Source organism: Psychrobacter sp. Cmf 22.2 (assembly GCF_001921745.1).
GTDB lineage: Bacteria > Pseudomonadota > Gammaproteobacteria > Pseudomonadales > Moraxellaceae > Psychrobacter.
The window spans coordinates 432,355-448,335 of record NZ_MRYA01000003.1 but is presented as its reverse complement, the minus strand read 5'-3'; the positions used below and the strand labels follow the sequence as shown (position 1 = coordinate 448,335).

Annotated in this window: 12 protein-coding genes; 5 read left to right on the top strand and 7 right to left on the bottom strand. The window is 41.7% G+C overall.

Annotated features, from left to right (window positions below):
• Positions 1-525 precede the first annotated feature (525 nt).
• Positions 526-1,374, top strand: coding sequence for a DUF2382 domain-containing protein (locus tag BTV98_RS08705; protein ID WP_058368029.1), 849 nt, complete (start codon positions 526-528; stop codon positions 1,372-1,374).
• Positions 1,375-1,569: 195 nt separating this feature from the next.
• Positions 1,570-2,214, top strand: coding sequence for a YsnF/AvaK domain-containing protein (locus BTV98_RS08700; protein WP_143505714.1), 645 nt, complete (start codon positions 1,570-1,572; stop codon positions 2,212-2,214).
• 133 nt (positions 2,215-2,347) lie between these two features.
• Here BTV98_RS08700 and BTV98_RS08695 read toward each other — a convergent pair whose 3' ends face one another.
• From BTV98_RS08695 to BTV98_RS08685, 3 genes are all read right to left on the bottom strand, one after another.
• On the bottom strand, positions 2,348-2,878 hold the full coding sequence (locus tag BTV98_RS08695) for a hypothetical protein (RefSeq protein WP_058368027.1): 531 nt from the start codon (positions 2,876-2,878) through the stop codon (positions 2,348-2,350).
• A gap of 232 nt (positions 2,879-3,110) precedes the next feature.
• Positions 3,111-5,933 carry a preprotein translocase subunit SecA gene (secA, locus tag BTV98_RS08690; protein ID WP_075103395.1) on the bottom strand — a complete coding sequence of 941 codons (2,823 nt, stop codon included), beginning with the start codon at positions 5,931-5,933 and terminating at the stop codon, positions 3,111-3,113.
• A gap of 90 nt (positions 5,934-6,023) precedes the next feature.
• On the bottom strand, positions 6,024-6,212 hold the full coding sequence (locus tag BTV98_RS08685) for a hypothetical protein (RefSeq protein ID WP_075103394.1): 189 nt from the start codon (positions 6,210-6,212) through the stop codon (positions 6,024-6,026).
• A 187-nt stretch (positions 6,213-6,399) separates the two neighbouring features.
• On the opposite strand from BTV98_RS08685, the gene mutS reads away from it, so the two are divergent.
• The 3 genes from mutS (at position 6,400) to BTV98_RS08670 (ending at position 10,806) form a co-directional block, all read left to right on the top strand.
• A complete protein-coding gene (gene mutS / locus BTV98_RS08680) occupies positions 6,400-9,642 on the top strand; it encodes a DNA mismatch repair protein MutS (RefSeq protein ID WP_058368025.1) in 3,243 nt (1,080 codons plus the stop codon).
• A gap of 96 nt (positions 9,643-9,738) precedes the next feature.
• On the top strand, positions 9,739-10,062 hold the full coding sequence (gene fdxA, locus BTV98_RS08675; protein WP_058368024.1) for a ferredoxin FdxA: 324 nt from the start codon (positions 9,739-9,741) through the stop codon (positions 10,060-10,062).
• Positions 10,063-10,272: 210 nt separating this feature from the next.
• Positions 10,273-10,806 (top strand): transposase, encoded by a 534-nt coding sequence (locus BTV98_RS08670; RefSeq protein WP_075103393.1) that lies wholly within the window; start codon positions 10,273-10,275, stop codon positions 10,804-10,806.
• 220 nt (positions 10,807-11,026) lie between these two features.
• Here the strand turns inward: BTV98_RS08670 and BTV98_RS08665 are convergent, their stop codons facing one another.
• From BTV98_RS08665 to BTV98_RS08650, 4 genes are all read right to left on the bottom strand, one after another.
• Positions 11,027-12,514 (bottom strand): fused MFS/spermidine synthase, encoded by a 1,488-nt coding sequence (locus tag BTV98_RS08665; protein WP_075103392.1) that lies wholly within the window; start codon positions 12,512-12,514, stop codon positions 11,027-11,029.
• Between the two features lie 198 nt (positions 12,515-12,712).
• Entirely contained in the window at positions 12,713-13,189 is a 477-nt protein-coding gene (locus tag BTV98_RS08660; protein WP_058368019.1) for a pilin, read from the bottom strand.
• A gap of 265 nt (positions 13,190-13,454) precedes the next feature.
• Positions 13,455-14,537, bottom strand: a complete 1,083-nt coding sequence (locus tag BTV98_RS08655) for an acyltransferase (RefSeq protein WP_058368018.1) — start codon at positions 14,535-14,537, stop codon at positions 13,455-13,457.
• Between the two features lie 235 nt (positions 14,538-14,772).
• Entirely contained in the window at positions 14,773-15,975 is a 1,203-nt protein-coding gene (locus BTV98_RS08650; protein WP_058368017.1) for a serine hydrolase, read from the bottom strand.
• Positions 15,976-15,981: the final 6 nt, after the last annotated feature.

Below are 15,981 nucleotides of genomic sequence, written 5' to 3'. Positions count from 1 at the left end.
TGGATGGAAAATGACTTATCTAAATTGTTTTATGATATTCATCCAAAACATAACTCTTTTGTAGTGCAGTGACTATATTAGATGTGTCGTCACAATGCATTTAGTCAGATGACTGTTTAATACTGATAATCATGATATTAATAATTCCATAACCGTACTATTAATTAATAGTACGGTTTTTTTGTATGTAAGACATACAAAAATATGGCTAATATTTATCAGTGTAAAAATGCGTTAACTTATACCCAATCGATGTTATGACACTTACAGCCTATTACACGCAATTACGTCAGTTGCACATTTTGCTACCTTGCTCATATATCTCAAGTAAAATCGCGATGTTACGATAATTACAAGTTGATGCAGTCATTGCTTATAACTGCAAATCTATGACTGCAACTAATGAAGTAGAGGAAAGGTCAGTGTATTCTGACTTATTCAACGACATATTTATCATTGGCGTTATTTTTTGACGCTACTATTTATTTACAATTAATCATTTACTCATATAAAAGGAAGACAATAATGAGCCAACTAATTCGCTTACAAGATATTCAAGCAACTCACCGTGATCTTATTGGTGATGACTATTATGATCCAACAGGCAAGACTGCCTATGGTGTCAACGAAGAAAAAATCGGTAAAATCGATGGCGCACTAGTAGAAGATACTACTGGTCGTATTCGCTATCTAATAGTCGATGCAGGCGGCTGGTTTAGCTCAAAAGAAGTCTTAGTACCAGCAGGTCTAGCTCGTATTGTCGGTGATGACGTGTTCTTTGATAGTTTGACCAAGTCACAAGTCGAAGCCATGGAAGAGTATGACCATGACTATCAGTACAGCTATAAAGAGCAGTATGAAAAAGACCGTCAAGCATTTGTCGCTGATTCTGTACCAGAGACTGAGCGCCGTGATATAGCTGACGCTGATTATAATGCGCCAAATACACTAGAGCTACTAGAAGAGCGTTTGACAGTAAACAAAGATCGCATCGTGGCAGGCCTAGTAAAAGTTGGTAAGCATGTTGTGACTGAAGAGCGTAACGTTGAAGTAGATCTTGAAGAAGAACATGCAAATATCCAACGTACCAATGTAGATCGTCCGACAGATCGTCGTATCGGTGATGTCACAGGTAACGAGTCTATCGAAGTTGAACTAGAAGCTGAACGTGCTCGTGTTAATAAAGAGACTTACGTGTCAGAAGAAGTAAACGTCGGTAAAACCACTGAACGCCACACTGAAACTATCGCAGAGACTATTCAGCGTGAAGAGTTAGATATTGATCGTGATGGTAATGTTGTTGACCGTGAAGGTAATATCGTAGACCGCGATGGTATTACTGCTGAAGATGTACGTAGCGCACGTGGTATGTAATATTCTGATCTATCGTTTATCCTAATATGATAATTACGATTAGGTAGCGTGAATATATAACTGAGCAATAAAGCTCGGTGAATTAAGGTCAGAGTTTGTCTCTGGCCTTTTTTTATGTCTTCTTTATGAATTGTAGACTTTATCTATCGCAATTTAATCATACTAGTAAAATACTTGCTAATAATAAGGAACGTAATGATGAATACTAACCATGAAAAAAAGACCCATGATACACACGATGCGAATGAAAACTTGAGCCAACGTCCAGATAGCGTAACGTCCTCAGCGACTACGGCAAAGCTAGAAGATCATGCAGGTGAGAATAAGCTAGCAGCTCCTGATACTGTGAGTGATAGTGCTATTACTAATCGTCTAGAGCTGTTAGAAGAGCGTCCAGTCGTCAATAAGGAACGCTTAGACGTTGGTAAAGTGACGGTAACCAAGCATACTCACACCAAGTCTATTGAAGTACCTATTGAGCTGGTAGAAGAGTATGTCACAATTCGTACTGAATACAACGATGCCGAAAGCCAAGACTTGCTATCAGGCAGCTATGACGAAAAAGACATCTTGCGCCATGTTGAGCCATCATTAGACAGCAAGGCAGTAGTCACTATCAATGGTAAGCAGATAGAAGTCGGTGACGCGCCTGTCGAGATCGTTTTATCACGTCAAGTAGCGACTGTGACAAAAGAGACTTATGCTATTCAAGAAATCGAAGTCAACAAGACCACGCACACACATACAGATAGTATCCAAGTTGAGCTACAGCATGAAGAACTAGAAGTGACAGAAGAAGGGTTTTTGGAGCACGAAACATCACGTATTCGCAAAGAGTAATCCTACCCGTATTAGATTTTTCTATTAAAGTGAAAAATTAAAGACAGAAATTGAAGATAAAAATCGTGACACAAAAAAAGCAACGTGAGCGTTGCTTTTTTTATGCAGAATTAAAATATGCAATAATTAATGCTTAGGTCTTATTACATTCGTAAGTACTTATATCAGCTTCGTCTTCACCTGCCGTACGCATGACGCCTGTTTCACGTTCTCCGTGAGCGACGCGCCACTGAGTAAAGCCTTGACCGCCATCCATCGCTGTATCGACTTCAAAGACTTCAGGGTTGGTGCCTTCATTGGTTTGTGCCAATGTAACTGTACCCATGTCTGTACCAATGACCACTTGATTGGCGTCATCTTTATAAGTTGCCTCAACTTCTAGAGCAGGCGTACATAAGTAAGTTATCTGATTCAAATCAGTATTCACATTGGCAACAGTATCATCTTCCACTTCATTTAGCGAAGCATCATCAGTGGCAACGATGGTATCGTTAGGATCTGCTGGCTCAGCTGACATTGGCACTGACTCTTCAGCATTGATACTATCTTCTAGGCTCGGCTCTGGCTCTTGCTGCTGCTGACAAGCACTAATACTGATAGCACCAGCGAGCAAACCTGTCATAAATACGGTCGTACGTAGTTGTTTTAGTTGTCCTAGATTCATCGTTGTCTCCTAGATTGATATGGTAAATACTATAGCGTGTCCACCTATATTCGCCTATGTTGAATTTGTAAACAGTAATGACAAACTATGAAAGCTTTAGCTTGATAACTATGATGATCTATATACAATCTAGATGAAATAGCTAACGATGTTGCACAAAAATACCCACCACTGCTAACAGTGATGGGTATCTAATCTGATAGGCCAATCCATTATGCGGCAACTAACAGGGTTAAATTTTACCGTGACATTGCTTATATTTTAGACTAGAACCACAAGGACAAGGCGCGTTACGGCTGATATTCATACCGGCATATGGGTTTGGCTCAGCGTCATTTGCATTATCAGGATTATTGGCTCCCGCACTTGCGCCTGCTGCTATGCCTCCAGCAAGGTTTACGCGCATCTGACCATTTGCCCGTTCACCTTGGTTTTGAGGACGCGGCGTTGGCTGCGGTTCACCTGATAAGTTATCGACATCGTTATGCTCGAACTGCATTTTCATGCGCTCGGCATCTGCACGTTGCTGCGCTTCTAATGCCGCAAGCTCTTCTTTGGTTGGGATATGGACACGCGATAGATCTTGGACCGTTTCTGATTTAATAGCGCCTAACATCATTTGAAACAGCTCAAACGACTCACGCTTATATTCTTGCTCAGGGTTCTTTTGAGCGTAGCCGCGTAAGTGAATGCCTTTACGTAGCTGATCCATCTGCGTCAAATGCTCTTTCCAATGCTTGTCGAGGCTTTGGAGCATAAAGTGTCGCTCAAGCTGGGCAGCGCTTTGCTCGCCCATTTGCTCACGGCGACCATGATAATGCGCTAGGGCCGTTTCGATGATTTTTGCTCGCAGACCTTCTTCATCAAGACGGCGGTCTTCATCGAGCCAATCATTGAGTGGCATATAGATTTTGAACTCTTCTTCAAGCTCATCCTCTAATCCGTCGATATTCCACTGATCATCGACAGAACCTGGCGGGATAAATTGATTAATCATGGCATTATAGACTTCATGATGCATCACTTCGATGGCGTCCATGAAATCCATATCAGCAAGCAAATCATCACGCTGAGCATAAATAACTTTACGCTGCTCATTGGCCACGTCATCATATTTTAGCAAGTTTTTACGAGCATCAAAGTCGCGGCTTTCAACCTTACCTTGTGCATTTTCAATCGACTTTGACACCATCTTATGTTCGATAGCTTCGTCTTCTTTGAGACCCATAGCACGCATCATGTTGACCACGCGATCACCAGCAAAGATACGCATGAGATCGTCTTCAAGCGATAAGAAAAAGCGCGACATACCAGGGTCACCCTGACGACCTGCGCGGCCACGTAGCTGGTTATCAATACGGCGAGATTCATGACGCTCGGAGCCGATAATGTGCAAACCACCAGCTGCGACCACTTGGTCATGCTTGACTTGCCATTGGGCTTTTAGGCGTTGCATTTCTTCTGGACTAACTGAGTCTATGTCTTCGATAAATGATTGCCAGTTACCACCCAAGATGATATCGGTACCGCGGCCTGCCATGTTGGTTGCAATAGTAACGGATTTTGGGCTACCCGCCTGCGCGATGATATCAGCCTCGCGCTCATGCTGCTTTGCGTTTAGGACATTATGCTTAACGCCTTCTTGATCGAGCAAATAAGATAACTCTTCACTGGCTTCAATCGTCGCTGTACCGACTAGCACTGGCGCGCCTTTATCCTGTATCTCTTTAATCTCGCGAATAATGCCTTTGTATTTACCCAGTTTGGTCAAAAATATCTGATCATCCATATCGACCCGTGCTATGGGCTTATGGGTTGGGATGACAATCACTTCCAAATCATACGTCGACTTAAATTCTGCCGCTTCGGTATCGGCCGTGCCGGTCATACCTGATAACTTGTCGTATAAACGGAAAAAGTTCTGGAAAGTTGTGGTTGCAAGCGTCTGGTTTTCGGCTTGAATCTCGACGTTTTCTTTGGCTTCGACCGCCTGATGCAGACCTTCTGACCAGCGACGACCTGGCATCGTACGGCCCGTATTTTCGTCAACGATGACCACTTCGCCTTCATCGACGATATAGTGCACGTTTTTGACAAATATGTGATGGGCGCGAATAGCCGCTTGTACGTGAGCTAACAATGGCAAACGGCTTGGACTGTACAGACTCTCGTTTTCACCAAGTTCGCCTACTTCGATTAAGAAGCTCTCAATCTTTTCATAGCCTTTTTCGCTGATTTCGATTTGACGGTTTTTTTCATCAATCCAAAAGTCTTCATCTTCATTATTCTTATTGGCTTCTTCATCTTTTGAGCGCACAAGCACCGGAATAATCGTATTAATCAGTGCATACATCCGTGATGAATCTTCGGCTTGACCTGAGATAATCAATGGCGTACGCGCCTCATCGATTAAGATAGAGTCAATCTCATCAATGATACAAAAGTTCAGCGGGCGCTGCTTTTTCTCACTGAGACTAAAGACCATATTGTCACGCAAATAATCAAAACCATATTCGTTGTTGGTACCGTAAGTGATGTCCGCTTGATAAGCATCGACTTTTTCTTGTGCTGGCTGCTGTGAGTAAATCACCCCAACCGTCAATCCCAAAAAGTTAAATAGAGGACGGTTCAAGTCTGCATCACGAGCGGCCAAGTAATCGTTGACCGTGACCACGTGGACACCTTTACTACTAATGGCATTTAGATAAATCGCCAAGGTCGCCATCAAGGTCTTACCCTCACCGGTCTTCATCTCAGCAATTTTGCCTTCGTGCAAGGTGATACCACCGATCAGCTGCACATCATAGTGACGCATGCCTGTGATGCGTAGAGACGCTTCACGGCAGACGGCAAAAGCTTCAGGCAATAGCGCATCTAGGCTCTCACCTTTTTGAAAGCGCGCTTTAAACTCTTCTGTTTTTTGTTGTAATTGTTCATCAGACAGAGCTTGCACGCTAGCCTCTTGGGCATTAATCTTGGTGACCACCTTACGCATACGTTTTAGTTCGCGGTCATTTTTGGTGCCAACCACACTGCCTACAATCTTTGATAACATAATTTTTTAACCTATGGAAATATTCGATAATTAGCGTAAATATAGTCAGCACAACACAAAATCGATAAGTGACGATAAGTAAATAGTCACTTATGAGAGATATAAATCGTCGTTGTGCATTGCTAGCAAGCGTGTCTTCGTACCAAAAACCCATGTCTTAACAGCACTATGCCGCTTGTAAAGTGCATCGACTATAGTAGCCAAAGCTTTACCCGCCGTCCTATCATCAACCGACTCAGTACTATCTGATGAAGCATCACCAATAAAATGTGCCGTCATTATATATGGTTATGGCGCTGATGAATACAAGGGCAATTGGTGGATATTTGCTGGCGCCGAAACGCGGCAGCTCATGTTAAAATGGTACTTATTTGGCTATCGCCAAGCGCTGTTATCTACCTATCATGCACCCAACTCTATGCGTTTTATCAGCAATATTTAAGCCAAGCAATATAAGAGATTATGAATGTCTGCTAAACCACTTGATGCAAACCATACCAACACCGAAACCCTAACCATAGGCGATGCTGTCTACGATTTGGCCCATCATACGCCGATGATGGTGCAGTATCTGACCATGAAAGCGCGCTACCCAAATGCCTTGTTGCTCTATCGAATGGGCGATTTTTATGAGCTGTTTTTTGATGATGCCAAGCGTGCCGCGCAGATATTGGATATTACTTTAACGCGCCGCGGCACTGATAAAGTCGGCAACACTATCGCGATGGCAGGCGTGCCGTTTCATGCTGCAGATAGCTACATGGCACGGCTCATCGCCGCTGGGCAAACGGTGGTGGTCTGTGAACAAATCGATGAGGCAGCCGATAGCAACTCTTATCCAAGCATCGGCGAAAAAAGCAAAAAAGATAATACGCTACACACCAAAGGTAGCACTAAAGCCGCTAAGGCTAAGCCGCCCACCATCATGCGCCGCGAAGTGGTCAAGACGCTGACTGCTGGGACGATAACCGATGATGCACTTATCGCGCCCAATCAGACGCCTACTGTCGTCGCCATCGACATCGCCACACCGAATCCAAAGACAAAAGATCGTAAACTGCCTATCCAAGCTGCAATCAGTCAACTAGACTTGACGGCAGGGACGCTCACCACTCAAACGCTAAGTGTGGATAGTAGCGCTGCAACTGGAGAGAATAGCGATATAGCAACGCTACAAGCGCAGATGCTCACTGTCTTGGCACGCTTTGCCCCTAGTGAGTGTATCATCAGTGAAGCCACCAGTGAGGACTGGCTACTGTGGTTACGTAGTCATCTCGACTGCCCTATCATCGAAGTGGCGGCCAATGACTTCCACCGTGAGCATGCGACTGCTACCCTTTGTCAGCAGTTTGACGTACAGCGCTTAGATGGTTTGGGTATTAGTGATGCGCCCCTCAGTCAATCTAGCTGTGCGGCGCTGATTCATTACGCCCGCCAAACGCAGCAGCGCCAAGTGCCGCAGGTCAACCAGCTTATCGTTGAACACAGTGATGACTATCTGATTATCGATGCCAACAGCCAGCAAAATCTTGAATTGTTTACGCCTGTTAGTGCGAATGGAACGTCGTTGATATCGGTACTTAATTATTGCAAAACGCCCATGGGACGGCGGTTATTGGTACAGCAAATGAAGCGTCCACTACGCTTACATACCCGTATCAACCAGCGCTTGGATGCGTTAGCCAGCCTAATAGACGTAGACAGTGCAAAAAACCATTTATCCAATAAAAATGCGACCCTAACCACACACTTAATCACAAGCTTACGTGACACGCTCAATGCCATTGGTGATATCGAGCGTATTAGCAGTCGTATCGGTCTGATGAGTGCCAAACCGCGCGATCTACGTAAGCTTGCCGATGGGATTGCCAGTAGCAATCAGCTAACGACGCTACTGACCAAAGCGGGCATCCATCCTGAGCACACAGGATTGCTACCGATGTTGATGCAGCAACTACCCACTCAGCTGCCAGCCGTACAAACGGTCGCCGATCTTATCGAGCGCGCTATTGTCGTAGAACCCCCTGCTCATATTCGTGATGGCGGTATGCTTGCAGCGGGTTATGATGAAGACTTTGATCGCTTGACCTATCTGCATGACAATATTCAAGCGACCCTTGATGAGATGGCAGAACGCACGCGGCAAGAGTGTCAGCTGCCAAGTCTAAAAGTCGGCTTTAATAAAGTCAGTGGCTTTTATTTTGAGCTGCCCAAAATGCAGGCGCAAAATGCGCCCAGTCACTTTATCCGTCGCCAAACCCTCAAAAACGCTGAACGCTTTATCACTGATGAATTAAAAGCAGTCGAAACCGAATATCTAAGCGCACAAACCTTGGCACTGGCGCGAGAAAAACAGTTATATCAGCAACTGCTGACCACGCTTAGCGAGCATTTAACCGAGCTACAACAGTTGAGCGCTGCCATCGCTCAGATAGACGTACTGAGTAACTGGGCGCAGCTGGCTGTGACTCATAACTGGCAACGTCCAGTCATGCATAATGGCGTATTAAATAGCGATATACATAATAGTAATGCAAAAAAAGACGCCGGCTTACAAGGTAGCCAACGAAACCATCAGAATCAGCAAAACCAGCTGAACTTTGACAGTGTTACTCAAAACTCACTGTCTAATCAATCACTCAATCAGACGCAAAACCAAACCAGCATCGATATACGTCAAGGTCGTCACGTCGTCGTCGAAGCAGCGTTAAATCCTGCCAATACGCACCATCGAAACGCTCCAACTGACCACCCTAGCCATTTCGTAGCCAATGACTGCGCGCTTGGCAGCGATGGACATCCTGAACGTCTATTAATCATTACTGGCCCTAATATGGGTGGCAAATCGACCTATATGCGTCAGACTGCCCTGATCGTGCTGCTCGCTCATTGCGGCAGCTTTGTACCGGCCGAACATGCCCTTATCGGTGATATCGACCGGATTTTTACTCGTATTGGTTCTGCCGATGATCTGGCTGGCGGCAAATCTACCTTTATGGTGGAGATGATCGAAACCGCCAATATTTTAAACTTGGCAACAGATAAATCACTGGTACTCATGGATGAAGTCGGACGCGGTACGGCAACCACTGATGGCCTTGCTATCGCGCACGCTTGCGTCAATCGCCTGCTAGAGATCGGTTGCTTGACCTTGTTTGCCACTCATTATTTTGAGCTGACTGCCCTAGCAAATAATAAGCAGGCAAATAACGAGCAGGCAAATAATAAGCAGGCAGACAACGAACTATCAAACAATGAGCTGACAAATAAAAACGACGGGATTCGCAATGTGCATGTCGCGGCAAGCGATGTCGATGGGCAGCTATTACTGCTACACCAAATCCGTGAGGGCGCGGCAAGCTCCAGCTTTGGGTTGCATGTCGCCAAGATGGCAGGCATACCGACGCAAGTGTTAAGTGACGCCAAACGCTATCTTATCGACAACTTAAGGTCTGAGCAGACAAAAAGCACTGATGACAAAAATGAATTAGCTAAGTCGGCAAACGATAAAGGCCAGCGAGTAGATAGCAGTCATATAACTGAGACGAACGTAAAAGCCAATACCCAAGCAAGCTATCTAGCCGATAATAAACAACAAAAACAACTGCTTAGCTTGTATAATGAGCTGATAGATATAGATCCTGACAGTCTAACGCCCAAGCAAGCCCATGACTTATTGTATGATCTTAGACAACGCATTGGTCGCTAAAGGGGTTTGTTAAAATCGTCTAAAAGCGCTAAAATATGCATTATTTTCATTATTCTATTCAGGCATTAGCCGAACCAATAATAGGTAGACCTCAATATGACCTTCGTCGTTGCAGATAATTGTATTCTTTGTAAACATACTGACTGTGTGGAAGTCTGCCCTGTGGACTGCTTTTATGAAGGGCCAAACTTCTTAGTCATTGATCCTGATGAGTGCATCGACTGCGCGCTATGCGAGCCTGAATGCCCCGCCAATGCGATCTTTTCAGAAGATGAAGTGCCTAAAGGGCAAGAGATATTCATCCAGCTGAATGAGGAGCTGGCACAAAAATGGCCAAACATCACGGAGATGAAGCCGCCTATGCCAGACGCTGAAAAGTGGGACGGTGTCGAAGGTAAGATTCAGTATTTAGAGAAGTAGATTGATTTATTAGATAATTACTCTTAATGATATAGAGGCTGTAGATTTTTGCTATAGCCTTTTTTATTGAAAGGCTTTTGATAAGCCATATTGTAGGGTGGGTTAGCAAAGCGTAACCCGCCAGACGTTATTCAAAATGAAATGATAGAAATAGCTAAATTTTAATCATGATGATATTGTTTTATTATAATTAACCTTTTCGTAGAACCCATGAAAAACTATCGTAGAAATAGACAAGCTGGTGCAACTTATTTTTTCACGTTTTGTTTAAATGATAGACGCAGCTCTCTTTTGACTGACTACATCGATGAATTAAGACAGGCTTATAGGAAAACTCAGTCAAAACTACCTTTTACTAGTGAGGCTATGGTAATACTTCCCGATCATATTCATGCGCTATGGACGATGCCCAACAACGACGATAATTATCCTGCCCGTATCAGACTATTTAAAAGTCACTTTAGTCGTCAACTGCCTCAATCGCTCAAACAAACGAACAGTATCAGTCGCACCAATCGTAAAGAAACTGGCGTTTGGCAACGGCGATATTGGGAACATACGATACGTGATGAGTTAGATTTCAATAATCATATGGACTATATTCACTTTAACCCTGTCAAACATAAGCTGGTAAGTTGTGCCGCTGATTGGGCGTATTCTAGTTTTTTGCATGAGGTTAAAAAAGGAAGGTATGCTAAGGATTGGGCTACGGAAGCATTTGATAATGATGCTATTGGAGAATAATAAATTTTGGGTGAATTGAGCTTTTGTCACTAATAAAGGCGGGTTACGCTGCGCTAACCCACCCTACATAGCCAGATTAACAAAACTAACCCGCCACTTTGTATTATGCTAATAGCAAATCCTATTTAAAGGATTTTTCTCACAAGCCGAACGAAACAGTGTTTTGTTTTTACGGCTTTCAGGTTACGCTATCGTCCATCCTACTCTCTCGCTCATCCATCTACAACCTTTCAATCGCCCGATAATAATACCTATCCAACCTAGGCAAATCATCGGTATGCACGGGTTGCTGCGCATTAAAAAATTCAGCTTGAGCCAGCTTTTGACTACCGGGACAGGCAAAATTACATAGCATGATATTTTGTAGATTGACGCTGCCGTATTTGGTCAGCACGTAGGCGGTATCTCCAAATACTTCTTGCCAATTTTTGAGAATGGTTTGGGTATAGCCATGCTCCTTTCGCGGTATGCCGATGATGTTTGCCATGATATCGTTGCTGTTGGCTTTGAACTGTGTCAACGCTTCAAGCGTGTACAGATTACTCGCAACATGTTGACCTTGAAAGGCATCAATGAGCATAAAATCATAACGAGCTTGTTTATTTCGGGTCAAATAGCCGCGAGCATCATCGCCTATAAACTCAATATTGGCCGCGATGGGTGCTTTTAAAAAGTGTTTTTCGATAATCTTTGGCAAGTCTTTGTCGATGTCGATAACGGTAACCTTCATTTTAGGATTGTAATGTGCCACTTCACTTGGTGTACCCATACCTGCACCCCCCAAAAACACCAAGGTGTCGGGCTTGGTTTGTCCAATGGCTTCTACAGCAATCTCACCATACCAATGGCAGTTTTTTTGAGTGGCGTATACCCAGCAGCTACTCGTTGACTGTCCTGGCTTGTCAGTGATAGTGACCGCCAAGTCACGACCCGCCAGCGTATCTTTGATAAACCAAGCCCCTGTCGCGGTCTGGTAGCCAGTATCCACTCTGTTCATCATAATAAACGCCGCCGTCATGACGAGTGCCGAGGTAAACAGCAAATAATTGGTGACATGATCAGACGCCTTGATAGGCTCGTCGCTCTCTATTTGGATGGCAAGCTTGGTACAGAGCCAAGCACTAAATGCCAATGACGCTATAAATAGCGCCAAGCTACTCATAAGCCCTATATAAGGCAACAAAAAAATCGGCGTCACGGTTGAGCCAAGTACGCTACCTACTGTGGTAATCGCTACCATTGTGCCAGCATTTTTGCCCGCGTCAACACCGTCGTGATTTTTGTATTTCAATGATAAAAACTGCGTAATAAGAGGAATGGCAGTCGAGCCAAACGCTAGCCCTACCCCAAACAGCAATCCGACACCGATTGCGGCGATGATAGGGCTATCTGTACTAGATGTCATGGCTGCCAGTAGGGGCAACTGAATGATACAGGCGATCGCATGAGAGATGGCGGACAATGACAACACGTATCCGGCCTGCAATAGTGCTTGTCTTGGGGTTCGCGCCGCTTGCGATAAGCGCCCGCCATACCAGTAGCCGACGGCGATGGCAATAAGTACCATTGCCAGTATAACGCCAGTGATAGAGATGGACGAGCCGATATAAGTGGCGGATATACGAATGGCATAAATCTCGATACCAAGACCAGCAAAGCCTTCAAGTAGCGCAATGACCAAACATATCATTAAGACTTTTTTTTGCATAAACTGACTCATTAATGTGGTGAGCATATATGCGAGGATTTTACACTATTCTTGATGGGGTGGGATGAATGAAAAAAGCCGAACATAACGTTTGGCTTTTTGAGATATTGAGTAGGATTTTTTGTAGGCTGAGTTTTTAACCCAGCATCGTGAACTTACAGAATAAAAAAGCTGGGTTAAAAACCCAGCCTACGCCAACTACAAGCTGGCGTCGTGAGCACAAGAATTAGGTAAATAATTATGAGCAATATTACTGCTACAGCGCCATGAGCCATTACTGGTACGTAACCATTGCACCTTTTTACCTGCGTTAGTCGGTGTTACTTGATTTGATACTGTCCCTACAATACTCGTTGTCAATGTCAAAGGGTTACTTAGCTGTGCCACACCCATATTGTTAGGTAGTACTACGCCCACTTGCGAGCCACCAACGATGAGATTAGACGCTGATGCTCGTGGATCACACTCATTTTTACCTATGCCAATAGCTGTCAGACCTGTTTGTAAACACTCCTCTACAGATAGACGCAACTGCCCCATCTCATTCACTACTCTTGTCGCTTGCGCCTTGCCTACATAAATCTGATATTGAGGTATAGCTATTGCTGATAGAACGCCAATAATCACGATAACAATCATCATCTCAACGAGAGTGAAGCCATTTTGCGTATACATTCATAAAACCTAATAATTTAAGAGGAGACAAATAGAAGACTTTATACTGATTTACATAAAGATCATTTTCTCCAAACCATTTTTCTCAAATTCCTTACTATACTTTTATTCAGCTATCATATTATTACGTTTATTCTAACTAAGCTATAAACCTATTTTTACAGGATTTCTACTATACTATCTCTGCATTAAACTAAGTATAGAAAATAACATAAATTTTTCTGTATTGATCTTACTAATGTAAATGAAAAAACCTATTTATTTCTTAATAACCAATTAAATATCTTGTTTTAATACTATATTTAAAAGATTTTTTAATAGATAAAGATATTAAAACAGATATAGATAATATTAAAACCAACATAAACATATATAAAAATAAGTTATTTTCTTCTGGATAAAATACAAAACCGAGGTTATAAAAAATTTCTTTAAATAATATAATCAACCATGGATGAATAAAGAATATTGAAAAACTAGTTTTTGATATAACATCTATAAAATATAAATTAAAACTATATTTCTCAAGGAATATATATACCAATAGTATCAAACTTATTTTTTGTAGATACATAAAGTCCATACCATCAAAATAAAAAAATAGCTTATTATAATTTCCAATATGCCCTGTTGAGTACTGAACTATCGTAAAAGTAAAAACAAGAAATATAAGAATGATAACAGCTTTTTTATTTTCAATTGTTACTTTTACCTTATTTCTATTCATTGCTACTAATATACCTATCAAATAAATAGGTGTATAGTATACAAGTGACTGGAAAGGATTAGTTTCTGCGACAGGACGATGACCAAAAATAGAAACCAATGAAAGCAAAATTACAACCTCTAGTTGCAAACGTTTCCTTAAACTTATAAAGAATATATGTATTGGCGCTGAAGCAAATAAAATCAAGGCGAATGGTATATACCAATATGCCGTTAAGAAACGACCAGTAGCATAATATTTTAATACTATAGTAAAAGTACTATCCTCTACTTTGAAAATAATTCCATCTCTATAACTATAGCTTGATAGGCTGTTAGCGTTAAAATAACCACTACTTAAGAAATAAGTGATACAAATAGCGATTATTGCAAGTATAGAGTATGGAACACCAATATTTAATATCTTATTTTTAATGAAATGTTTATACTCATATTTTTTATAAAAAACATAATAAAACATAAACCCTGAAATAAAAACGAACAAACCAGTCGATCCAGTTATTATACTCTTTATAAAATATGTAACTGGATCAGGGCTTGAAAGTCCAAATCCGTAAATATGGCTCGCAACTATTGCTATTATTGCTATTGCTCTATAATTACTAATAGATTTTAAGTACATACATGTCTCTTAAAACATCAAAAAAACTTATGCATCAGCTAATATTACAAACGAATTAATTAAATGCTAAATTACTTGACGGTGTTCTAAAAAATACGGTGAATATTAAATTTAAGTAAAAATCACACTTAGATTTTTGTTTCTATAAATTTTTCAATATATTTAATATTTTTAAAGTATTTATCAATAATTTTTTTATATACTACCGATTCTTTAAATGATAGATTGTAAATTTCTACATACTATCTAACTTATAATAAGAATTAAGTCTCGCATAAACCAGTTCTTTTAGCTTTTGCATAGCTTCAAAACTTGGCGCACTTGCTCCTCTATATACGGCTAATATACCACCTTTATCGTCAACAAATATATCGTTGTTCACTCCAGGAAAATACCCAGATTTGTTATATATAGTAAAACTGTGTCCGGTTTTTTGGTAAGGCTCTAGGGCATAACCATAGCAGCCGCCAATTTTATCTATTGCGCAGGGAGACTTGGCTCGTGATAAGATATTAAGTGGCTCCTTTAATAACATATCTTGAGTTACGCTTACCATAGCATTTGCTGAACCTGCAAGCCCGCCTATCGCATATAGCGAGTCTTTAAAATCAAAGTGAGTGTAATAATCTGAACTAAAAAAATTTTCATAACGATAGTCGTACACGATTTCATCAGGTAGCATGCCATCTTTAACGAATTGTATGTCTTTATCATCTAGGCCATAACTTTCTCTAGCCACCTCATGAAAGCTACGCTTTGTAACTTGCTCAACTACTGCTCCTAATAAACAATAACCAACATTAGAATATTGAAACTGTGTCTTTGGCTCAAAATCAAGCTCTAAACCAGCAAGATCTTCTAAATCAGTAGGGCACCATGGCTTTATATCCATCTTTAACATAGCAGTCTTAGACTTATATCTATCAAAACCTGCGCTATGTTCTAGTAGCATCGCTATAGTAATATCTTGTATTCGCTCATCTTTCGGCTTGGGGATCTCAATAACATCCAACAGCTTTTGATCTAGTTGCACCTTGTTTTGGTTTATCAAGTCTAATACTATCGCGGAAGTGACTATTTTAGATACACTAGCATATCGAAATCTGCTATTTATTGTGATTAGGTTATCACCACGAAAACCGTCTTCCCAGCCGCTTTCACAATGAAAGCGCTCACCCTCTTTGTTTTGATAAACTATCTGATTGCTCATTGATTTTTGTTCAGTTACCAAATTATTCATAAGCTCATACATAAACTCTGGCGCACCGTCAGAGCAGTGGATGGTACTTTTAATAAAAGGTACTTGTAAATGATAGCTAAGACGGCTTAACAATAAGTGCTGTGCTGTATATAAATAAGTACCACCTAATATAAAGAGTAAACTAAGCAAAATAACAAGGCTATATATAATGGTGGTTTTTTTATTGGTTGTTACCATGGCGTT

Excerpts from the sequence above, each read along its gene's own strand:
- BTV98_RS08700 (WP_143505714.1), top strand. The coding sequence starts at position 1,570 with ATGATGAATACTAACCATGAAAAAAAGACCCATGATACACACGATGCG.
- mutS (WP_058368025.1), top strand. The coding sequence starts at position 6,400 with ATGTCTGCTAAACCACTTGATGCAAACCATACCAACACCGAAACCCTA.
- BTV98_RS08660 (WP_058368019.1), bottom strand. The coding sequence starts at position 13,189 with ATGTATACGCAAAATGGCTTCACTCTCGTTGAGATGATGATTGTTATC.
- BTV98_RS08665 (WP_075103392.1), bottom strand. The coding sequence starts at position 12,514 with ATGCAAAAAAAAGTCTTAATGATATGTTTGGTCATTGCGCTACTTGAA.
- BTV98_RS08670 (WP_075103393.1), top strand. The coding sequence starts at position 10,273 with ATGAAAAACTATCGTAGAAATAGACAAGCTGGTGCAACTTATTTTTTC.
- BTV98_RS08650 (WP_058368017.1), bottom strand. The coding sequence starts at position 15,975 with ATGGTAACAACCAATAAAAAAACCACCATTATATATAGCCTTGTTATT.
- BTV98_RS08695 (WP_058368027.1), bottom strand. The coding sequence starts at position 2,878 with ATGAATCTAGGACAACTAAAACAACTACGTACGACCGTATTTATGACA.
- BTV98_RS08705 (WP_058368029.1), top strand. The coding sequence starts at position 526 with ATGAGCCAACTAATTCGCTTACAAGATATTCAAGCAACTCACCGTGAT.
- fdxA (WP_058368024.1), top strand. The coding sequence starts at position 9,739 with ATGACCTTCGTCGTTGCAGATAATTGTATTCTTTGTAAACATACTGAC.
- BTV98_RS08655 (WP_058368018.1), bottom strand. The coding sequence starts at position 14,537 with ATGTACTTAAAATCTATTAGTAATTATAGAGCAATAGCAATAATAGCA.
- BTV98_RS08685 (WP_075103394.1), bottom strand. The coding sequence starts at position 6,212 with ATGACGGCACATTTTATTGGTGATGCTTCATCAGATAGTACTGAGTCG.
- secA (WP_075103395.1), bottom strand. The coding sequence starts at position 5,933 with ATGTTATCAAAGATTGTAGGCAGTGTGGTTGGCACCAAAAATGACCGC.